At 47.0% G+C, this 19,835-nt stretch carries 20 protein-coding genes and 3 pseudogenes; 6 read left to right on the forward strand and 17 right to left on the reverse strand.

Going from position 1 to position 19,835, the window contains the following annotated elements; genetic code table 11:
• Window positions 1-105: 105 nt before the first annotated feature.
• The 7 genes from DW769_RS01540 to DW769_RS01570 form a co-directional block, all read right to left on the reverse strand.
• The gene (locus DW769_RS01540; protein ID WP_117800771.1) at window positions 106-1,122 is read right to left on the reverse strand and encodes an O-acetyl-ADP-ribose deacetylase; all 1,017 of its coding nucleotides are present in this window, start codon (window positions 1,120-1,122) and stop codon (window positions 106-108) included.
• Between the two features lie 467 nt (window positions 1,123-1,589).
• Complete coding sequence (locus tag DW769_RS17125; protein WP_022462483.1) at window positions 1,590-1,754, reverse strand: oxidoreductase Fe-dependent alcohol dehydrogenase family; 165 nt, start codon at window positions 1,752-1,754, stop codon at window positions 1,590-1,592.
• 138 nt (window positions 1,755-1,892) lie between these two features.
• Window positions 1,893-3,236: an MATE family efflux transporter gene (locus tag DW769_RS01550; RefSeq protein ID WP_055218315.1), complete on the reverse strand. Its 1,344-nt coding sequence runs from the start codon at window positions 3,234-3,236 to the stop codon at window positions 1,893-1,895.
• A gap of 20 nt (window positions 3,237-3,256) precedes the next feature.
• Window positions 3,257-3,451 carry a DUF4224 domain-containing protein gene (locus DW769_RS01555; RefSeq protein ID WP_022462481.1) on the reverse strand — a complete coding sequence of 65 codons (195 nt, stop codon included), beginning with the start codon at window positions 3,449-3,451 and terminating at the stop codon, window positions 3,257-3,259.
• Window positions 3,452-3,564: 113 nt separating this feature from the next.
• The gene (locus DW769_RS01560; protein ID WP_022462480.1) at window positions 3,565-4,455 is read right to left on the reverse strand and encodes a LysR family transcriptional regulator; all 891 of its coding nucleotides are present in this window, start codon (window positions 4,453-4,455) and stop codon (window positions 3,565-3,567) included.
• Window positions 4,456-4,757: 302 nt separating this feature from the next.
• A complete protein-coding gene (locus DW769_RS01565) occupies window positions 4,758-5,675 on the reverse strand; it encodes a radical SAM mobile pair protein B (RefSeq protein WP_118749879.1) in 918 nt (305 codons plus the stop codon).
• Window positions 5,676-5,930: 255 nt separating this feature from the next.
• A complete protein-coding gene (locus tag DW769_RS01570; protein WP_118639930.1) occupies window positions 5,931-6,434 on the reverse strand; it encodes a flavin reductase family protein in 504 nt (167 codons plus the stop codon).
• A 154-nt stretch (window positions 6,435-6,588) separates the two neighbouring features.
• On the opposite strand from DW769_RS01570, the gene DW769_RS01575 reads away from it, so the two are divergent.
• Entirely contained in the window at window positions 6,589-6,942 is a 354-nt protein-coding gene (locus DW769_RS01575; RefSeq protein WP_055187091.1) for a winged helix-turn-helix transcriptional regulator, read from the forward strand.
• Window positions 6,943-7,109: 167 nt separating this feature from the next.
• Here DW769_RS01575 and DW769_RS01580 read toward each other — a convergent pair whose 3' ends face one another.
• The 3 genes from DW769_RS01580 to DW769_RS01590 are packed head-to-tail and all read right to left on the reverse strand — an operon-like array spanning window position 7,110 to window position 9,821.
• Window positions 7,110-7,946 (reverse strand): NAD-dependent protein deacetylase, SIR2 family, encoded by an 837-nt coding sequence (locus tag DW769_RS01580; protein ID WP_118749871.1) that lies wholly within the window; start codon window positions 7,944-7,946, stop codon window positions 7,110-7,112.
• A 16-nt stretch (window positions 7,947-7,962) separates the two neighbouring features.
• Entirely contained in the window at window positions 7,963-8,844 is an 882-nt protein-coding gene (locus tag DW769_RS01585) for an NAD-dependent protein deacetylase, SIR2 family (RefSeq protein ID WP_118749872.1), read from the reverse strand.
• Window positions 8,841-9,821 carry an NAD-dependent protein deacetylase gene (locus tag DW769_RS01590; RefSeq protein WP_199688462.1) on the reverse strand — a complete coding sequence of 327 codons (981 nt, stop codon included), beginning with the start codon at window positions 9,819-9,821 and terminating at the stop codon, window positions 8,841-8,843. The genes DW769_RS01585 and DW769_RS01590 overlap by 4 nt, the downstream gene beginning before the upstream one ends.
• Before the next feature lie 127 nt (window positions 9,822-9,948).
• On the opposite strand from DW769_RS01590, the gene DW769_RS01595 reads away from it, so the two are divergent.
• The 3 genes from DW769_RS01595 to DW769_RS01605 are packed head-to-tail and all read left to right on the forward strand — an operon-like array spanning window position 9,949 to window position 11,950.
• Entirely contained in the window at window positions 9,949-10,491 is a 543-nt protein-coding gene (locus DW769_RS01595) for an Rrf2 family transcriptional regulator (RefSeq protein WP_243105400.1), read from the forward strand.
• 53 nt (window positions 10,492-10,544) lie between these two features.
• A complete protein-coding gene (locus DW769_RS01600) occupies window positions 10,545-10,931 on the forward strand; it encodes an ArsR/SmtB family transcription factor (RefSeq protein WP_118594675.1) in 387 nt (128 codons plus the stop codon).
• Window positions 10,928-11,950 carry a helix-turn-helix domain-containing protein gene (locus tag DW769_RS01605; protein WP_118666326.1) on the forward strand — a complete coding sequence of 341 codons (1,023 nt, stop codon included), beginning with the start codon at window positions 10,928-10,930 and terminating at the stop codon, window positions 11,948-11,950. The genes DW769_RS01600 and DW769_RS01605 overlap by 4 nt, the downstream gene beginning before the upstream one ends.
• A gap of 95 nt (window positions 11,951-12,045) precedes the next feature.
• Here DW769_RS01605 and DW769_RS01610 read toward each other — a convergent pair whose 3' ends face one another.
• Window positions 12,046-12,183, reverse strand: coding sequence for a hypothetical protein (locus DW769_RS01610; RefSeq protein WP_442857661.1), 138 nt, complete (start codon window positions 12,181-12,183; stop codon window positions 12,046-12,048).
• A 273-nt stretch (window positions 12,184-12,456) separates the two neighbouring features.
• On the opposite strand from DW769_RS01610, the pseudogene DW769_RS01620 reads away from it, so the two are divergent.
• Together DW769_RS01620 and DW769_RS17030 are read left to right on the forward strand one after the other, a co-directional pair.
• A pseudogene (locus DW769_RS01620) lies at window positions 12,457-12,612 on the forward strand (winged helix-turn-helix transcriptional regulator); the annotation flags it as partial.
• A 177-nt stretch (window positions 12,613-12,789) separates the two neighbouring features.
• Window positions 12,790-12,990: pseudogene (locus DW769_RS17030) on the forward strand (transposase); the annotation flags it as partial.
• A gap of 258 nt (window positions 12,991-13,248) precedes the next feature.
• Here DW769_RS17030 and DW769_RS01635 read toward each other — a convergent pair.
• The 6 genes and pseudogenes from DW769_RS01635 to DW769_RS01665 form a co-directional block, all read right to left on the reverse strand.
• Window positions 13,249-13,664: pseudogene (locus DW769_RS01635) on the reverse strand (AAA family ATPase); the annotation flags it as partial.
• Window positions 13,661-15,157: a MobQ family relaxase gene (gene mobQ / locus DW769_RS01640; protein ID WP_118749874.1), complete on the reverse strand. Its 1,497-nt coding sequence runs from the start codon at window positions 15,155-15,157 to the stop codon at window positions 13,661-13,663. The gene mobQ and the pseudogene DW769_RS01635, both read right to left, overlap by 4 nt.
• The gene (locus DW769_RS01645; protein ID WP_117509145.1) at window positions 15,123-15,482 is read right to left on the reverse strand and encodes a DUF3847 domain-containing protein; all 360 of its coding nucleotides are present in this window, start codon (window positions 15,480-15,482) and stop codon (window positions 15,123-15,125) included. The genes mobQ and DW769_RS01645 overlap by 35 nt, the downstream gene beginning before the upstream one ends.
• Before the next feature lie 544 nt (window positions 15,483-16,026).
• A complete protein-coding gene (locus DW769_RS01655) occupies window positions 16,027-16,779 on the reverse strand; it encodes a heparan-alpha-glucosaminide N-acetyltransferase (RefSeq protein ID WP_117509146.1) in 753 nt (250 codons plus the stop codon).
• Window positions 16,780-17,153: 374 nt separating this feature from the next.
• Window positions 17,154-17,498, reverse strand: a complete 345-nt coding sequence (locus DW769_RS01660) for a TnpV protein (protein WP_117800753.1) — start codon at window positions 17,496-17,498, stop codon at window positions 17,154-17,156.
• Window positions 17,495-19,835, reverse strand: a 2,341-nt coding sequence (locus tag DW769_RS01665; RefSeq protein WP_243105401.1) for a DUF4368 domain-containing protein, incomplete at its 5' end; no start/stop codon positions are given. The genes DW769_RS01665 and DW769_RS01660, both read right to left, overlap by 4 nt.

Genomic DNA, 19,835 nt, shown 5'->3' on the forward strand with positions numbered 1-19,835 from the left:
GGCTCATTACACGCGCATATGGCTGCTCGGTTTTGTACCTTACAGTCATAGTATAGCGATTTTCTTTTGTGGAGTGGTCGCATGGAAAGCGACATTTCTTTGTTCTTATGCTCCGATCAGACTCTGGTCAAAGGCAAACAGTGCTTCATTGATTTCATACACATTATAGTTTCCCCGTTCAACAAAATATTCTACAATGATGTCGAATTTACTCGAATGGGACAATGTGAATCCTGCCTTGCCGAGCATCTCCTGCATCTGGGCAAGCGGCAGCTCCAAAGCGAGGGCAAATGCCAGCACCGTAGGTTTGGATGGCTTATAGAATCTATCCGAACGGATTTTTGAGAAGAGCTTTCTGTCAATATTTGCTTTCTTGTAGCACTGTGCATCCGTCATACCGCTTTCCTCAATCTTTCGAAGCAGCATTTCTGAAAAGCTCTCATCCATCTGTCCCAGCGCCTCTTCCAGAGACTGACTGCTGCAGGATTTACAGATTGCTTCGGGCGGCAGCGGGACAGATGCAGCTTCAAAGCAGGATTCCTCTTGCCATGCTTCGGAACACCGACTCTGTTCTGCCCTCCTGTCGGTATGTTCTTCCACATACCTGTCATCTATGTACACTGCGATGTCATCAAACAGCTTTCCGCTAATCTGATATGTCTTTCGGTCAAAAATAACGATATAGACCATCATCTCGTTTTCCAGCAGAAATTCGCTGATGGTATCGACTGCAACCTTCAGAGCCTGGTCTTTTGGATAGCCGTAAACACCGGAAGAAATCAGCGGAAAAGCTACAGACTGACAGCCATTTTCTTTCGCCAGATTCAAAGATGTCCGATAACAGGATTCCAGAAGCTCCTGCTCCCGATGCCTGCCATCCCTCCAGCGCGGACCGACTGCATGGATCACATATTTGCAGGGCAGGCGGTATCCCTTTGTAATTTTTGCACTGCCGGTTTCGCAGCCATGCAGCGTACTGCATTCTGCAAGCAGTTCCGGTCCGGCCGCACGATGAATGCAACCGTCCACACCGCCGCCGCCCAAAAGGGACGTGTTGGCAGCATTGACGATTGCGTCAACGTTCATTTTTGTAATATCGTTTCTGATCATTTGCAACGGCATGAAGCACCCCTCCCATTCGTCCAGCAGTTGAAAATCAACATTAGTAAATAAAATATCCCATAACATAAGCTTCTTTAAAAACACTTTGATTCTTGACTCCAGGAACTTTATCGAGATATTCCATGTCATTACTTGCAATCTTAACTCTTTTTAAGTTAAGATGCAATATTTGAGTTAAAAGTAGTTGAAAATCAACATTATTAAAAATCATTTTCGAAAAAAGTCCGATGTAGCATGAGCATTACACCCACACTGCACCGGACATTCCACATCATCAACTGCTCTGTCTATTTTCTTCTTCCTGCTCATGCAGCTGCTCTTTTTTCTACTCGTCCCCTTTCAGGATTTCTTTGCCACAATGTCAAGTGATGAATTAAAAAAAGACAAGCAACATCAAAGAAAAATTTCTTTCACAGCACTTGCCTTTTTCTATTATATTATCGTTATAAAAGCTCCTACTTGAATGCTTACAAACTGTTCTTCAAAATCTCCAATACCTCATCATGATTCAACACCTTATATCCACCTTCCATGATGATGGTTCCATTTGCAATACCATGCAACATTTCTTCTGTTGCCCCCAACTCATGGAGATTCATTGTAAGTCCCAGTTCTTTCATCCAAACTTCCATACAGGAAAGCCCTTCTCTGGCAACCTGTTCATCAGCTTTTCCAGCAGGATTGACCTCCCACACATTCACAGCAAAACGGCAAAACTTGCTAAGACCATAAGGCATAATATACCGATATTGAACTTATTATAAATGAATCTATATCACCTGAAATGTTTTCCATTTTCCGGACTTCTGCCTCCAGAAGAAAATGACCGCCCGAATGCTCCAGTCACAAACCATTGCAATAGCAATCCCGATCACGCCCATTTTCAAAACAATTCCCAAGAGCCATGATAAAAGCAGACGCACCGCTATCGTGGAGATAACCGAAACATACATGGTAAATTTCACATCACCCGCTGCCCGCAGCCCATTACTAAGCGCACCGGAAAAGGGATATGCTGCTGCATTAAACACGTTATGGATTAAAACCAGCCAGATTACAAGCCGTTTGGTCTCCGGCTGCAAAGCATAAAATTTCATAAAGAATGGAGTCAGAAGAAAAATCAAAAGATTCCATGCCGATGAAATCAGCAATGTGATTCTTGTCAATCTCTTAAAATAATGCTCCGCAGCATCTGCATCCCCATTTCCCATACACTGTCCAATGACCGTTATAAATACGGGACCCATAGCGACTCCCGCCAGCGCAGCCAATGACCAGATACTTTGTGCAACACCATTTGCAGCAATCTGATATGTTCCAAAAAGTGCAACGATACCGCTTAATGCTACTTTGACTAACTGGAATATACCGTTTTCCATCCCATTTGGAATAGCGATTTTTAGAATTTGTTTCATGAAATCCACATTCCACCGGAAAATCCACTTGCAGCGATAGAACACTTCATTTTTTCTCTGAAAACAAAGTACTGTAATCATCACGGCTGAAAATGTCCGAGCGATCAGTGAAGGGTATGCAACACCTGCAACACCTGCACGCAAAACAAGTACACCAATGAAATTTCCAATAACATTGATGATATTGGAAATTACCGACAAATACATGGTCACACTGGTTTTTCCAATACTGCGAAAAAGGGCAGCGCCAGCATTGTAAACCGCCAATGCCGGATAGGAATATGCAGAAATCCTAAGGTATGTAATACAAGAGTGCATCACAGAATCTTCCACTTTACCGAACATCAGACGAAGCATCCCTTCATTTCCAATTAGAACCATCACTACGATCAGTATGGAAAAAATCGCAGAAAATGAAAGAAGCTGACTGGCGGATTCTCCAGCGTCATCATTTTTCTTTCTACCAATATACTGGCTGATCACAACCGCCCCTCCAGATGCCAATGCTGTAAACAGATAAATAAAAATAGTATTGAACTGATTTACCAGTGAAACACCGGATACTGCCACTTCTCCTGCGTAGCTGACCACCAGTGTGTCCGCCATCCCTACAAGCATTATCAGCAGCTGCTCTAAAAACAGGGGAATAATCATAGCCATCAACTTCTCGTTTGAAAACAGAGTTGTTTGCTGATTCACGCCTTTTCCTCCTCTTATTGTTATTTTTTTGTTTTACAGATCATATAATCGATTGCATCAAGTGACTGCTGCTTTTCATGTACCTCATCAAGCAATTTGTACCGATATTTTCGCAACATCCTTATCTGCATTTCTTGATCTTCGCATCCTGAAATTTTTGCGATTTCTTCTTTGCTTAATCCGGCGTTTATACGGGAATCATAATCCGGTTTCATGAAATGGCACTCCCTCCTCAATAAAAAATATAGGTGCAGAAATTAAAGCTGTTTGCTTTATCTCTACACCTATATTATAATTTTCTAATTGAATTATATCAAATACTTAGTTTTTATGGTTTGTCCATGCCTAAAAAGCATTGAATATGTTTGATGAATTTTGTGGTTGCTAAGCTAAACGGCTGACCACGTTTCCATGCTAATACACTTGTTGCTGTAAGTGGCGGATCAAGCGGTCTGAATGTAACCTTTGATTGATTCCAGAACGGTACAGCCCCTTCAATCACCAATGAATATGCCAAGCCTCCATTCACCATAATTGCGCTGTTCGTACTTAAATTGCTGGTAAAAACAATATCCAGTTTCTCATAGTAGTTGCCAAACCAACTTGCCAACTCACTCTGCACATTCATACGCCTAGGAAGAATCAAAGGCAGTACAGACAAATCTTTTGCGCTTACCGTTTCTTTCTTGGAGAGTGGATCATCCGATTTCATCAGAACCACCCATTTTTCCCTTATATTCAAGCGAATAAATTCATATTTTTCCATATCAACCGGCTCAAGAAGCAAACCAATATCCAGTAGTCCCTTCTCCATTTGTTCCTTTACCAAATCTGCTGTGGCTGTAAAAATGTCAAAAGTAACACGGGGATATTTCCGACGAAAGGACTCAATTATTTTAGGAAGAAGTTGTACAGCAGCAATTTCTCCACACCCAATGGAAATTTTACCTTCCACCTGTTCCTCTTGCTCCACTAATTCTTTTTCTGTCTTATCTACAAGCTGCAAAATTTCTTCCGCACGACGGCGAAGAAGTATTCCTTCATTTGTCAATTTGATTTTCCGTGTCCCTCTATCAAACAGCTTTACACCAATATCTTCCTCCATCTGTGCAAGCTGACGTGAAAGTGTCGGCTGCGTGATATGTAAAACTTCTGAGGCTTTTGTGATACTTTCTTCCCTTACTACAGTCAGAAAATATCGAAGAACTCTAATTTCCACGAAAAATACCTCCCAAATTCATCATGCTTAATAAGTATATTTTAACGTATCTATACTCGAAAGGCAATAAAAAACATCTGCTCATCGTATGCTTACCGGTAATATAATTTTATGTAAAACTTGATAAACACCTATCATTTAATCGTTCTGTCTACATTGTAGAGCGGGGAAAATCGAAAAACAATGGACGGAGTACAAGTCCTTCCAAGAGGGATAAGAAAACTTCTGAATGGGTAAACAGTGCTAAAAAAGGTTCTGACATTGAAGCACAGCTCCATGTCAGAACCCATTTATTTCACAAATTATTTTTGTGGGTTGCGTCGCCCGGTGTTTTCCGAGCCACGCACTTCCTCATGGTAAAAGTAATCCACAATGACCGGGTGCCCAGGCTCTGCTCGTCCGTAGGGCAGCTCGTTGTCCACGAAGGGACAGCTGTTTTCTTTCGCCAGCCGTTCCGCTTGATCCTCCAAACCACGGAAGTAGCTTCTGTCTCTCTTGTTGTAGATAGCGTCGTACAGCGGAACCAAGTCAGGATATTTTTTACAAATATAGTCCATGATGTCTTTTTTGAATCCGCCTCGCAGGTTTAGATTTTCTAGCCATATCAGGTCGCATTGATTTCTGACCTGATGGAAGATAGCCTCAAAATCCGTGATACCCGGAAAGACAGGGGCAATAAAGCAGACGGTGCGAATGCCCGCATCATAGATCTGCTTCATGGCATCCAGCCGTCGCTTGATGCTGACGGCATTGTCCATATCGTTTTTGAAATCCTCGTCCAGCGTATTGATCGACCAAGAGACCGTGACCTTTCCCAGTTCTTTCAGAAGATCGATGTCACGGATTACCAAGTCTGACTTGGTGCAGATGAGAATTTCCGCCTCGCTGCCCCGGAACTGTTCAAGAAGCTTTCGGGTGTTCTGAAACTGAGCCTCCTGGGGCAGATAGCCATCGGTCACAGAACCGATGACTACGCGTTGCCCTTTGTACTTTTGCGGATTTTTGATTGCTGGCCAATGTTTCACATCCAGGAATGTACCCCACGGTTCGGTGTGCCCGGTAAATCGCTTCATAAACGAGGCGTAGCAGTATTTGCAGCCATGGGTACAGCCCACATAAGGATTGACGGAATAGCCGCCCACCGGCAGGGTGGATTTTGTCATAATATTTTTGGTTTCTACATCCTGAATCAGAATGCTGCTCTCTCTCACTTCTGCCACGTCTTCTGTTCCTCCAATACCCGGTAAAAAGCCGGGGGGAAATTCTTGTACCATCTGTGCCTCTCCCATGATAGGAAGCAGATCTTCCTTCATAAATACAGGGATGCCAAGCTCATGGGCCTGATGTGTCAGGTTCCACACCCATTCCGGTTTCGATACGGCTTTGCCCTTCCTATGTCCGGTCTCAGTCCCAATGACGATCCACTCAATTTAATACAAACGGCCACCGCTGATGCCTCCTTACCGTTTTAAGATTTAGCCTTCTGCCGCAGGTGCAACTTTCCCGAAGCCGTTCCAGGCATACAGCCCCTTCTTGTCCTCATCGCCCAGGAACTTGTCCACCTGACAGATGTGCAGGATATGGTCGCCAACTTCCACCGACTGCTGCAGGGTGGCCACCATCGCCAGACGAGTATCCACCGGAATCTGGATATCACTGCCATCCACAGCCATCATCTCGATGTTGTTGGCGGCCACCTTGTCGGTCTCGGCACCGGTAGATGCTCCGCAGGCCATTACTGCGCCTGCCAGACTCTCACAGGGAACAGTGACAATGACTTTGCCGGTCTCACGCACACGCTTGCCGGTGTGGGACTGTTTGCCAGTGGCGAAACCCACCATAGGCGGATTGAAGGAGAGGTAAGACACAAAGCAAATGGGAGCCAGGTTCGTAGAACCATCCTCCTTTTTAGAGCAGATCAATGTCAGCGGATTGGGGGAGGTCAGAACAGTAGCCTCCATAATGTTCAGTTCTTTCATATCATTCAGACCTTTCTGAGAAATTTCAGTCGTTGACTGCATGGCCAACCAGTGATATATTTATTATATCTGATAGTAATTTTTGTTCAAGTACGCAAATTATTTATACCTGGTATCAAAAAATATACTGCAAAAGACGAGGAACGATCCAATTATGACTTATGAAGAATTCAAAGAAAAGGTTGGCAGTGTCATTCTAACCGGCGAGGGAAACTGCCCGGTCACGCCGGTGGTTCAAATGCTGCAGGGCAAATGGAAACTCCAAATTCTCTATGAACTGTGCATCAAGTGTCCTATGCGGTTTGGGGAACTGAAAAAAGTTCTCAAACCCATTACCAACACAGCTCTGACCAACGCGCTGAAAGAGCTGGAAGCGGACGAATTGGTTCAGCGTATCCAATATAATGAAATGCCTCTGCGAGTGGAGTACTCCCTCACCGAAAAAGGGCGGGACCTGCTGCCGGTCTTTTACGCCATTTCCCAATGGGGAATGAAATATATACCATGATTCTAACTATATTAATATCTGCCTGATAATAGCCGGGAGGCATTGACAATTTGAGTCAACTTCCCGGCTTTTTATGCATTCTCTACTGCTGCAAAGGATTCAGGAAGCAACCTGATTCATGAGAGTTTATGCATTTGTATAGTCATTTTGAACCTGCTCCGAAATCGTCATACCTCACACGCCTCCCGGAGAGCAGGCAGCAGCTCATCCAGCCGCCCGTCCAGTCCGAAGGACTTCTCTTTGATATTGTCCGCAATGTAGATCTCACCAAGATTGAGGGTCACATAAGTGGCGTTTGGCTCGCCGGCCACCAGGCGCATCATCGGGGCCTTGATCAGCTGATTGCGCCAGCCAATGCCCAGCTCCAGAACCACCAGTTTCTTTCCGTGGTAGGTTTTCAGAAAGTTTTGGAACCGTGCCTGGGCAGCGGCATCCGGGATCATTCTCTGACCCGCGCCCATGTGGATGTCCATGGGACCTCCGCACTTGGGACAACGCGGCACCAACTCTGTAGGCACATGGCCGCCCTGTTCGGCAGCCGATAATTTTTCGGCCACCTCTAAACTTGAATAGAGGGTATCGTGGCAGGGGCGGGCACACTGCATAGTAATCCAGTTGCCCTCAATCTCATAGATTTTCGTCGGATCGAAGCCACACAGTTCAAAGTGACCTTCTCCGTTTGATGTGACGACAAAGTAATCTTTTTCTCCTACAATGGCCTTCAAATCGTTCATCACCGGCGTAGGCTGGTACTGCCCACAGTAACGATGGATGAGCCGGGCCCAGAAGGCCCATTTTTCCTCCTCGCTGGGCCATCCGGCCATCATGCCCTGCAAAATACAATGTAAGCCGTATTTTTGTTTGAAATCTCCAAACAGTCTTTCAAAAGTCGCATTGTCCGCAAACAAATGCAGTCCTTCGGTGATGGACAGGCCGTTACTGGCTCCGATCAGGATAGCGTCCGCTTCTCTGAATTTTTTCGCAATAGGGTTCCAATCAATCATATTCGTTCGCTCCTTTCTATTTTATGGTTGCTGCGATGGATCGCTCCTGCCGGAGGGCAGCCAGAGTTTCCGCCAAATCTCCTTGCAGATACAGGCTACGTCCCCGCAGATGCTCTGGCCTATGAGCTGCCTCTCGATTAAGACATGCATAAAAGACGTTTTCGTTTTTGGCAGTAAGTTCCCAGAAGGGCAATTTGATGATACTGGGTGTCATCTCACCCACGCCAAGTTCCAACAGCAGGACTTTTTTGTCGGACTGATCCATTATCCAGTGTCGCAGGAATCTATGGTAGCGATGCAGACTATCCTGCCAGAAGGTTCCCTCCAGAAAGGTATCATCTCGTACCCAGGGCACCAGCACCCGCCCGCAATCCGGGCAACGAGGAACAGCCTCCTCCGGCAGGCGAACACCTGCCAGGCAACCAGTCAGTTCCTTCACCAGTTCGCGGTTTTCCCCAATATCATCCCGGCAGGGCTGACTGCATTGGCAGTAGCTAAAGTCTCCCTGAAAGGCGCAAATTTGTTTCTGGGGAAATACTCGAAAAAACTGCTGATCCACATTGGTGGTCAGAACAAAAGCAGGTTTGTCCGCAACAAGCGCCTGCAGGTCCAGATAGGGCTGCCCAGTAGGGGCTTCCCACATGAAGCGAATATATTGACTGTAATACCCCCACTGTTCCCCATAGCTGGAAAAGCAATGGTAGAATCCAGCCAGCGGAGAGGTAAAGCCATACTGTTCGCGAAAGGGAGCCAATGCCTCCGAAAGTGCCGGGGACCAATGGTAGTGGTCGTATCCAGCCGCGCTTGACAGGCCGGAGCCGCCTCCGATCACAACGGCATCTGCTTGATCAATACGCTCAGCAAGTTCCTGAAGCGTCGCTTGGTTTCCACCCCTCATCGATCGTTATCTCCGCTGTCCATGGTATCCCGTGCATCCCGTAGCACTTGAGCAATGTCGGCCACAATGGTCATGCCCTTGTCCTCCAACTGCTTGGGCAGGAAGTTATACTTGTTGTTGACAGCAATATATCGAGCATGGGGAAAGCTGAGGGTCATGTTCCAGAAAGGTTCTTGGATAAACATGGGAGTCATTCGACCAACGCCCAACTCCAGGAACAGAATTTTGCTGTCTTTGTGTTCCAGTACGTAGCGAGAAATTTTTTCGTACTGTTCTTCATACTTCTTTCCTTGCAGGAAATTCCCATATCCTCGCACCCAGGGGAAAGCCTCTCCGCCGCAGTGAGGGCACCGGGGAATGAGATCCGTGGGAATCTTCGTGCCATCCCCCATAGCGGCCACCATATCAGCCACTGGCTTTACCGCATCCCAGGTGTCATCGGTACAGCAGGCGGCACACTGGAAGAACCGGTGATCTCCCTGGATCTCTGCCACCTTCTCCTCCGGGTAGAGTTTGACAAACTGGGTATCCTGGTTCGTGGTGAGGATGAAGAAGTCCTTGCCTTTCAGCAAAGCGTCTAAATCCAAATAGGAATGACGCACAGGTGCGGTCTGGGTGGTGTGAAGGAATGTGGCGAGATACCCCCAATACTCTTCCCTTGTCTTCCAGGGGTGCATCATCCCTGCAAAAGCACCTTTGAAGTGGTACTTCTCGGCAAAAGGGCGGAAGTATTTGCGGTAAGAGTCGTTGTCCTCGTAGTAAAAATCTCCACCACCGGCAGCGGACAGGCCGGAGGCCCCGCCCACTACCACACAGTCAGCTTCCTTTACCTCCTGTACCAAACGATGGATCTGTTCGCTATACGGCAGCGGCTTTTTGTCAGTCAGCTGATAAGGCGTACCGCCGGAAGCATAGATATGATAGTGCCTGGAATAATTCATCTGGGTCTGCATGACCAGATCATCATAGAAGTTCATTGTCACCATTCCTTTCAAGTGGGTGTTATTTTTATTCTTACTTCAAATTATTTTAGCATCCTCTTGCGTCACTGTCAATATGTTGTTATAATAAAAATAACATCAAAGTAAAAAAGGAGATCAGGCTATGAAATATTCTACCCGCCTTAGCGATGCTGTTCATATTCTGGCTTTTATCGCTCTGTACCCAGACTGCGACCTGACCAGTAACAAGCTGGCAGAGAGCATTCAGACGAATCCTGCCTATGTGCGCCAGCTCATGTCCGCCCTGCGGAAGGGAGGACTGCTGGTCAGCGTGAAGGGACATCCCCGCCCCGCTCTGGCTCGTGGGCCGGAGAAAATCACTCTGCTGGATGCCTATCGGGCAGTAGAGGGCAACAAGCCCCTGCTCCATCAGGACATCCACACCAATCCTGCCTGTGGCGTGGGTGTAAATATTCAACTGGTGCTGCGGGATTTTTACTTGGACATTCAAAAAACAGCGGAACAAAGAATGCAAGGAATCACGTTGAAAGATGTGCTGGAACAATATCACATGACTCCCATTGGTTACCCCTGTCCTTTTGCCAAACGTATGCGGGAGCTGGTGCAGAAAGAGATAGGTGATGGTGTCCGTATCTTGGATTACACCCATGACGCTGGTCCTGAACCAGAAATATTTCAGAAGTAAAGTTTCTTTTTCCTTCAGCCTATGGTAAGATAGACTTTAAGGAGGAGTGCTAAATGATTCAGAACCCCTTACCACACGACCACGGACAAACTATCGAGCAGGAACTGGAACATATGCCCCGCGTAGAAAACTTTCAAACCGTAGCTGATATTTTCAAGCAGCTGGGGGATGGCAGCCGTATTCGCATTTTTTGGTTGCTTTGCCACTGTGAGGAATGTGTTATCAATCTTTCAGCCATGGTAAATATGAGCAGTCCTGCAGTTTCTCACCATCTCAAGCAGTTGAAATCAGCAGGTCTGATCGTTAGCCGCCGGGACGGAAAAGAGGTCTATTATAAAGCGGCCGATACCGAGCAGGCCCGAAATTTCCATCACATGATTGAGTGGCTTGTAAAAATCGCCTGTCCGTCGCAAGTAGAAAAACAAAAAGGAACGCCATGAAAAAAGAAGAATCCAAAGTTATCGCTCAAAAATTTCAAAAGATTCCAAACGGCACACTCGCCTTGAAGCATTGCCGTGCTGGCGGAACGGGTACCACACTCTTTGGAGAACAGTTTCGAGCGGTTACCGCTGGAAAAGGGGTTATGGAGGCATATGAAACTTTTCCTGGAATAGAGGTATCCTTCAATGTTTTTCTTGCTTCAGAGATCAAGTTTCAGCATGATGCTTCGGATTCTGTTTTAGAAATTTACTATTGTCGCAGTGGTCGCGTGGGTTGGAATATGCAAGACGGTACTGCCGTCTATTTAGGTACAGGTGATGTGACAGCACACAGTATGGCCTGCTGCGCGGATTCCGCCATGATGTTTCCCCTAGGATATGCAGAGGGAATTTCCATTTCCGTGGATCTGAAACAGCTCTCTTCCATTTGCCCGGAAGTTTTAAAGAATGCCGGTGTGGAGGCAGACCAGTTACGGGATCGATTTTGCTCCGGAAAGCCATCCGCAATCCCGTCCTGTTCCGATTTAGAGCACATTTTTGCCCCACTCTTTTCTGCTCCTGTATCCGTTCGAATTTCCCTCTTGAAATTGAAGGTGCTGGAAATTTTGATTTATTTGAGCAACATGAAATCGGAGCATAAAGAATTGACTCAATACTTCTCCCAGCAAACCGAATTGATAAAAGAAATTCATCAACAGTTGACAGAGCACTTGGATCAACGATTTACGATCGCAGAACTTTCCAAACAGTATTTGATAAATACCTCCACTCTAAAGGAGATATTCAAGGCAGTCTACGGCCAGCCTATCGCCACCTATATGAAGGAATTTCGAGTGCGTCAGGCTATGAAATTATTACGGGAAACAAATGACACTATCGCGGATATTGCTTCCCAGGTAGGCTACCAAACCCAGGGGAAATTTTCAAGCGCTTTTCAGTCTATAGTCAAAATGTCACCCAGAGAATACAGAAAAATCCAGGGTATAGCTCCATCGGATTCCTTTAGCAAAACACTGTAATGAAAAATTCTGGTAGACTACTGCCAACAAAGCCAAGTTCTTCACTTTTGATGTATAGTCAATCAGCGTTGTCATCCTAATCTGTGCTGACTGCATCAGCAGCCGTTTTCCACATACTGAACATAGGAGATCAAACCGTCTGTTCTTACAGCATCCAGTGTTTTTACGCTGATTCCCAGTATACTGGCTGCTTCCTTCCTTGTAATCAGTTTATCCATCGCCTTCTTCGTCATAGTTCATAGCGAAAGCTCCCTTCCTGTGATAGCTACATACTACCACAAAAGTAATTATCTTTCACTGACAACTATCCTAACACACAGGGATAACTTGAATAGAGTAAAATGCTCGCATCTATCATTTCAAGCAAGAGAAAATGAAGTGAAATGCTTGCATTCTCTAATGATTATTATGAATTGATTTTTAGGGCAACACAATCCGTCGAATTATTTTGCGCTTACTTTCAAAAAATCTTGAAACGCATATTTTTAAAAATGCAGATGTAGACTGTCAAGGAGCTGGAAGCGGATAAACTGATCGTCCGCACCGAGTATCCGCAGATTCCGCCGAAGGTGGAATATACGCTTTCGGAACGAGGAAAAACGCTGATGACTGTGCTGGATCAGCTCTGTGTCTGGGGCGAGGAGAATCGACTGACAGAGTGACAACTTCCAATGGAGCAGTGAAGCACACTGCCGCCTGTGAGAAATCCTACATCTCTGGGGTGATAAGAAAAAGTACAGAGAAACCATATTTTCAGAAAGCACTGCCGGGTGCTGTATCAGCATGATACTTGGCAGGCTTTATCCATATCAGTGTATGGAGATTGGAGACAACAGCAAATGAAAGAAAACTGTCTATGGTATTGGCAAAAAAAGAGACAGGGCAAATGTCGAAAGGATAGTCCAGAATTAAAGGATGCACTCCTCAGGAGGATGCTTCCACCAAACAATGAATCTATTACCAAGATATCCAGAGAAGAAGGAATCTCTGAACAGACACTTCGTAACTGGCGGGATAAAGCCAGAAAGGAAGGCTATGCTGCTCCTGGTACGGATGCTGTTCCTGATGACTGGAGTACACAGGATAAATTTTTAGTTGTTGTTGAAACAGCAGGTATGAATGAAACGGAACTTGCCGAGTATGCCCGTAAAAAAGGTCTTTATATCGAGCAGATCAAAGCCTGGAAAGATGCCTGCATGAATGCCAATGGTGGCATCGCTAAAGAAGCTTCCCGGCTTAACCGCGAACTTAAGGATTCTGAGAAAGAACGCAGAAAACTTGAAAAAGAATTACAGCGCAAGGGCTACGTCTGCTTCCATCAATCGGGGCTTGACCGTATCGCCCAGACCGTCCTCGGCGGTCTGATAGATGATATTGAAAGGTTCAAGTGTCTCCATACCGGGCAAAGGCTTTCGATTGGTGCAAGCCGCCGCAAGGCGCATGGCAAAGTAGGTCTTGCCCTCGCCGGGATTACCCTGGATAATTGTCAGCTTTCGGGAAAGGACTTGCCGTAAAACTCTATGACAAAATCAATGGGATAGCCGCCCTTGCTCTGGCTGTGGCGAAACCACTTGTTTCCCCGGACGGTCAGACTGTCATGTTCTTTCCAGCGGTATTCTCGTCCGCTTTTTATCAGTGTCTCTCCCTGTGTGCGGAGAAAATCTTCCAGACTGACGGCATTTGCCCGGTCAATCTGCGCTTGGGTATAATTCATCGGGATAGTTCCTCCTTTTTCTGTCGTGTTTGGGGTCGATTTTGGAGCTTTTGTTCCTCTGTACGCTCGTTAAATCGGGCGGCAGTATCTACACATGACTTGACCTTCCAAAGGCGGTGTAAATCGTCTCTGACAGCCTTAAACTCGCCGTAGGTGCTTTCGTGTGCCTGTTCCAGCTCGTCATACTCGTCGGACAGCTTTTTCATATCCACCTTGCCGTCCGGGAACTCCTCGGTCAGCTTTCGTCTGGCGGCGTAGAACTGTATCAGTTCCGCTTCATGCTCTACCTTGTACTTGGCTCTGGGCTTCTCAAACTTGATTTTCTGCAAGCCGTCATAGACAGGCTTCAAGTTCTGGAAAGCGGCGGAGCTGTCATAGAGTTGCTTAATTGCTTTCATTCGGGCGGTCTGTTCGTCCAGCGTTTTCTTCAAGCTCTCTGTGGCAGCACTGTGTTCGCTGACACGGCTTTCCAAATCTTCAAGGGAGTAAATGCCGTTTGCCCGGAGATAATTGAAAGTCTCGTTCATCTCCTTTAGATTGCTGACCTTGCCTTTCTGCGAATATGCCCCGGCTCTGCGCTGGGTGTAATAGGCGCTCAGCAGCGAAACAAGGTCGGGTGCCTGCGGCTTGGCAAGCTCCGCTTTTGCTTCGGCAATCCAATCAAACAGGAGAGCGATTTTCTTCTTGATGTCCCGGATAACGGCATTGGTGGCTCTGATCCAGCGGTTGAACTCGCCTTTCTCGGTGCGTATGCCTTTCTTCTCCATTGCCTGGACGGTTGCGCCCTCATGGACGGTGGGAAAAAGCTCCACGCCCTGACGCTCATAGCTCCGGTGGTCGATACGAACATCAATACCTTTTTCCGCAAACTTGGCATTGCATAGCTCCGCCCATGCTTCACGCCAATGTTCCAGCGTTTCGGGACTGCCCCAGTCGGTAGTGGGAACGGCGTTGAACACAAACTTTCCGTCTGCGTCTCGGATACGGTTGCCGTCCTTGTCCAGCTCATACACCCGGCGTTGCTTTAGTCCCCATTTGCCGTTCTGCTCGATGGGGCGGATGGGGCAAAGCACATGAAAATGCGGATTGGGTACGCCGCCGTCCTCCCGGTCTGGCTGGTGTACGGCGAAGTCAACCACCATGCCACGGCTCACAAAGTTCTCCAATAAAAATTGCCTTGCAAGAGCGATGTTTTCCTCAAGGGAAAATTCATTCTGCAAGGCAATGTCAAAGCTGTATGCAAGCTGGGCGTTCTTTCCACGCTCGGCTTTTTCCACGGCGTTCCATAGGGTTTGGCGGTCTGCGTATTCTGGCGGTGCATGGGACGGCAAGAGAATGTCAGAGCAGATCACGCCGCCCTTGCGGGTGTAGTCGCTGTATTCGCCGTAATACTCGCTATACAATCGCTCCCCGGCTCGGTAGGCAGCAGAAGCGATAGCGGACTGTCCTGCGCTTCGCTTAGTCTGCGTGACGCTCAGATGAAATAGTGCCATCGGCTTTCAACTCCTTTTCTCCGTTTGCTTGGCTGATGTGGGTAATCGTCATGTGACGGACGGCTCGCTGGACTTCGGACAAAGAAAAGATTTGTTCCATCAGCTCTGTCATTTCGGTGCGTGTGAGATCTTTGACCTCCGGGGCAAGGCTCTCAATCGTGCCGCCCAGATTGCAAAGACGATGGGTGCGTTTCTGCCTTTCGCCTTTCTCCAGATATTTCTTTCTGTTCTCAAGACGGTTGAGCTTGTGCTGTTCCTGTGCAAGCTGCGTCTCGGCCCGTTCCTTTTCGGCTCGGAGCTGGTCAAGGGTTTTCGGTTTTGTCATTGTGATTGACCTCCTTTTTTGATTTTGGGGATAAAAAAAGACCGTCAACTTTTCGCATAGTGCGACCAGTCAACGGTCTGATTTTCGGTATTTGTTTTTCCAAACTTGCTGGCGGCGAACGGTTTGTCAAAACCGTTTGCGGACGGCAAGTACACAAGGGATAGCCGCATTAGCAGCGCAAGGGGGTGTAGCCACCTTGACGGAACGAAGTGACGAAACATTCTCGGTCATGCAGCTTTTTTCTGCTGACAGAGAATGAAGCTCCGCAGGACGCACGATACTCCCGATAGGAGAGTATAGAAGTGCGCCCTTTAGTTCCTAAAGGGATTTTATCAGTTCGCCAAACTTGAATCTGTCGTATTAGAGATTCTTCGCTTGCAGCTCCCTTAACGATTTCTTCGCTGGCGAAGTTGGTAGCGACCGATACATCACCGGCTACAAACTGTGATAATCAAAAATAAACACATTTGCCGATATTAAAGAAAGGAAGCCCCCTTTTTGGGGGCTTCCTTTCTTGTTTACTCCACCGATCAACGGCTCAATATTAAAAAATCTCCGAAACCAAGAACGCTACAACATAGCAGATCGGTTGGTGTATCATGTAAATAATAAGCGAATGTTTCCCTAAAAAGTTAATACCTGGAACTTTCCATTTTCCAAATAGCCGGTTAATCAGCCCCTTTTCCTGTAAGAAACTGTACAGGAAATATCCTGTTGCAAATAAGAAAATCCATGGGAGCAACGGAAAATAGTCGGTAGATGAAAAGCCAGCTTGCGGAAATCCAATATAAGCTAATACCGATTTCAACCATGTAACATTCAGCAAATTATCAGATAGTTGGATAGGGTCTTGCTTCGTCCAACTTCTGAGAATGAGGAATAGCACAAAACTAACACTTACCCCAACCCCAGCCGGGATTTTTTTCAGAACCTTATCCAGTAAAATCCATATCAAAATACAGCTGCCAATAAGCGTTAGAACACCGTAGCGCACCCGATCATTGGGAAGAACTATGGCGGTAACGAGCGAAACGACCACACCACCACCAAACGCCCACAATCCCCTTTTCATGTGTTTTTTTCCTAAATGCCAGCTGAACCCAGCCAGCAAAATAAAAGTCCAGCAAATGGATTGCTGCCAAATATAGGCACCGTGGGACTTATACCATGGAATATCTGCATTATACAGATAAACTAAATCCCATAAGAAATGATACGAAATCATTTCAATAATGGTTATACCTCTTATCAAATCAATAAACGGTAAACGCTGCTTTATTTGCGTTGTTTCCAGCAAAATTTCATCACCCCTTTTATTTACTCCAAAATCGGCTCCACCAGCTCCGGGGCGACTCTGGCTGCTGCCGTTCCGGCTCTGCCGGAGCTACGCAATCCTCTGATTTTCTTCATGTTCTGTACCTCTTTCGTAAATTCCGATTCATAATGTAAGAGTAAGGTCTATCCGGCCTTGCTCTTTTCTTTTAAAATGGAGATATGGTCTGACGAAATTTCCGATTGGGACATCACGCCCGCAGACAAATGTGTCAGCCAGCCTCCATTTGTTGCTCACTTTTCGTATTCAAATTGTACCATAAAACTTGTGAACAGTTCTACCGCAACTTTGGACTATATGAGAAAAGTCCGAACAGTTTTCTGCCCGGACTTCCTCGCTCAATCATAAATCAATTCCGCTTTCACAATCTCCTCTGCCTGTGCCTTGCAAGCGTTCATCTGCCGCACCCATTCCATTTGATTATCGGCTTTCAGTTGCTCAGTCACACCGTTTTGCTCTGCCAGTGACCGCACGATCTGCTCCATGCGGTTTCGTGCCGCTTCGTCAATCTCGGCACAATGTTCAAAGAGCTTGTCGGATAGCACCAGTTCATTGAACAGTATCGGGCGGTGCATTTCCAGATACGCCTTGCGAAGTCTGCCGTAGTGTCCGATGGGCTTGGTCTTGCGGATAACGATGTTCGGGATAAGATAATCTCCGTTCTGTGTGTAAGTGATATTCATGCTGTTTGTACTCCTTTCATCGGCTCTCTCTGCGGTAAACTGCTGACAGGGACGAACACGCCCTTTGCAATGTCCTCCGCACGAATGGCGGCTTTCTTAGCTTCAATTTCTGCCTTTTTCCGCTTCTTGATTTTGTCCTCGTATCGCTTCTGCGCTCCGCTGGCTTTCCGCTTCAAGTAGTTCTGATGAAGCCTGTCCTTGCGTTCCTCACGCTTGCGGATTTCCTCTAATTCCTCCGGGGTAAGCTCCGCTTCTCCAAACGCCGGGGGAACGAATCGCCCAACAAAATTGAAGTAAATCTCGACCTCCTGTGTGGTCTGTATACTGCCTTTACGGTCACGCTCATGCACAAGGATTTTCTCGATAAACTCGTTGAGCATAGCAATGGTCAGCTTGTCGAAGTTCTCATACTTGTCAATCAGAGCGATAAAACGATCAGCGTCCTTTTCGTGCTTCTCATAGCTCTTGACAGCCTTTTCCAGAACAGAGATTTCAGCGGTAAGCTCGGACTGTTCCTTTTCGTATTGAGCGTCCAGAGTGGCGTATCTGCTGTCGGACAGCTTGCCTAAAATGTTGTCCTCATAGATTTTGCAGAGCAGGACTTCCAGCTCGGAAACTCTCTGCTTTGCTGTGGCAAGGCGTGTACGCTGTTTCCTGACCTCTGTGGTCTGCTGGCTGGACTGCGCTTCCTGCACCACACGGACAAACTCGGCTCGGTCATGCTTGGCATACTCGGCAATGGCTTTCAGCATTTCAGAGACAAGGGACAGTACCACATCTTCATTGATACGGTGCTGGGTCTTGCAGAGCTTTCCAACTGGGACTTTGCTGTATTGGGAACAGGTATATTGAGAAATGCGCTTGCCGTTGTTGGTGCGGTGGACATACATCTTGCCGCCGCAATCGGCACAATAGAGCAAGCCCGTGAGGGGAGCTGCTTCGCCCCAGCCGTCCGGGTAGCGTCTGACATTTCCACGGATTTTCTGCACAAGGTCAAAGGTCTGCTGGTCAATGATAGGCTCATGGGTATTCTCAAAAATTGTCCATTCGTCCTCCGGGACATAATGGCTTTTCTTTTCCTTGAAGTGCTTTCGGGTCTTGAAATTGATGGTGTGTCCCAGATATTCACGCTTTTCAAGAATGTTGCAGATGGTGGAAGAACCCCAGCCGTACACATCTTTGAAAGTCTTGTTTTTGTTCACGCCCTCGCTGTGCTGGGCAAGGTAAGCGGACGGAATGAGGACTTTTTCTTCTTTCAGCTTGCTGGCGATCTGATACGGACCGTAGCCCTCAATCGTCATGGCAAAGATGCGCTTGACCACATCAGCGGCTTCGGGGTCAACCAACCATTGGTCTCTGGCTTCGTTCCAGAGATAGCCGTAAATGACCGTGCCTGTGAGGTGCTTGCCGGACTTGCCTTTGGACTGGAAAGTGGAACGGATTTTACGGCTGGTGTCTCTGGCGTAATACTCGTTCATAATGTTGCGGAACGGGGTAAAATCATCGTCCCCTCTGGCACTGTCCACGCCGTCATTGATGGCGATAAGGCGAACGCCACGCTGACGCAGAATTTCCATAATCTGACCGACTTTCAGATAGTCACGACCCATGCGGCTCATGTCCTTGATACACAGATACTCCACATTCCCGGCTTCAACCTCTTTCATCATGGCTAAAAATCCGGGGCGGTCAAAACAAGTGCCGCTGATACCATCGTCCGTGAAATGGACAATGTTTGTAAAGCCCTGCCGTGCGGCGAAGTCCTCCAACATAGCCTTTTGATTGGATATGGAATTGCTCTCACGCTGTTGGTCATCATCTTTGCCAAAGTCATCACGGCTCAGTCGTTCGTACAGAGCTGTGATTTTCTCATTTTTTCTCATAACTTGCGCTCCTTTCTTCGGTTTTAGGTTGTGTGTTCTAAGAGACTTCCCAACCGCTTGATTAAGAAGTCTTTTAGAGCATACAACACCGGCTGCCAGCTTATATTTCTTATACTGCCGCACTGCGAAGTGGTTTGGCTTTTCCGATTCCAGTGCATCAAACATCAGGTCTACGGGATTTTTGAACTCCTCGTCATCCTCCCGGACTTCCATGGCGTTGATGAACTCGATGAGGGTGGAGAAGTTTTGCTCCTCCACCGGAGCTTCATAGTGGATATATCCGATCAATGCGCAATACAGCAATGTTTCCGCCTTGACCCAGAAATCGTCTCCGGCCTTGCCCTCGCCTTTTGTATTAGCGATCAGCGTTGTCACCAGCTTCAAAATATCCTTTTCCGAGTGGATGTCGGGTAAGAGACTGGCATTGCTGCCAGCCCCTCCCCTAAGAACCGTA

Source organism: Blautia sp. AM29-29, assembly GCF_003480555.1.
Classification (GTDB): Bacteria; Bacillota; Clostridia; order Lachnospirales; family Lachnospiraceae; genus Fusicatenibacter; species Fusicatenibacter saccharivorans.

Excerpts from the sequence above, each read along its gene's own strand:
- DW769_RS01570 (WP_118639930.1), bottom strand. The coding sequence starts at position 6,434 with ATGAAAGAACTGAACATTATGGAGGCTACTGTTCTGACCTCCCCCAAT.
- mobQ (WP_118749874.1), bottom strand. The coding sequence starts at position 15,157 with ATGGCACTATTTCATCTGAGCGTCACGCAGACTAAGCGAAGCGCAGGA.
- DW769_RS17125 (WP_022462483.1), bottom strand. The coding sequence starts at position 1,754 with ATGGAAGTTTGGATGAAAGAACTGGGACTTACAATGAATCTCCATGAG.
- DW769_RS01645 (WP_117509145.1), bottom strand. The coding sequence starts at position 15,482 with ATGACAAAACCGAAAACCCTTGACCAGCTCCGAGCCGAAAAGGAACGG.
- DW769_RS01595 (WP_243105400.1), top strand. The coding sequence starts at position 9,949 with ATGAAATATTCTACCCGCCTTAGCGATGCTGTTCATATTCTGGCTTTT.
- DW769_RS01540 (WP_117800771.1), bottom strand. The coding sequence starts at position 1,122 with ATGCCGTTGCAAATGATCAGAAACGATATTACAAAAATGAACGTTGAC.
- DW769_RS01575 (WP_055187091.1), top strand. The coding sequence starts at position 6,589 with ATGACTTATGAAGAATTCAAAGAAAAGGTTGGCAGTGTCATTCTAACC.
- DW769_RS01600 (WP_118594675.1), top strand. The coding sequence starts at position 10,545 with ATGATTCAGAACCCCTTACCACACGACCACGGACAAACTATCGAGCAG.
- DW769_RS01580 (WP_118749871.1), bottom strand. The coding sequence starts at position 7,946 with ATGATTGATTGGAACCCTATTGCGAAAAAATTCAGAGAAGCGGACGCT.
- DW769_RS01605 (WP_118666326.1), top strand. The coding sequence starts at position 10,928 with ATGAAAAAAGAAGAATCCAAAGTTATCGCTCAAAAATTTCAAAAGATT.
- DW769_RS01585 (WP_118749872.1), bottom strand. The coding sequence starts at position 8,844 with ATGAGGGGTGGAAACCAAGCGACGCTTCAGGAACTTGCTGAGCGTATT.
- DW769_RS01610 (WP_442857661.1), bottom strand. The coding sequence starts at position 12,183 with ATGACGAAGAAGGCGATGGATAAACTGATTACAAGGAAGGAAGCAGCC.
- DW769_RS01590 (WP_199688462.1), bottom strand. The coding sequence starts at position 9,821 with ATGAACTTCTATGATGATCTGGTCATGCAGACCCAGATGAATTATTCC.
- DW769_RS01660 (WP_117800753.1), bottom strand. The coding sequence starts at position 17,498 with ATGAATATCACTTACACACAGAACGGAGATTATCTTATCCCGAACATC.
- DW769_RS01555 (WP_022462481.1), bottom strand. The coding sequence starts at position 3,451 with ATGAAACCGGATTATGATTCCCGTATAAACGCCGGATTAAGCAAAGAA.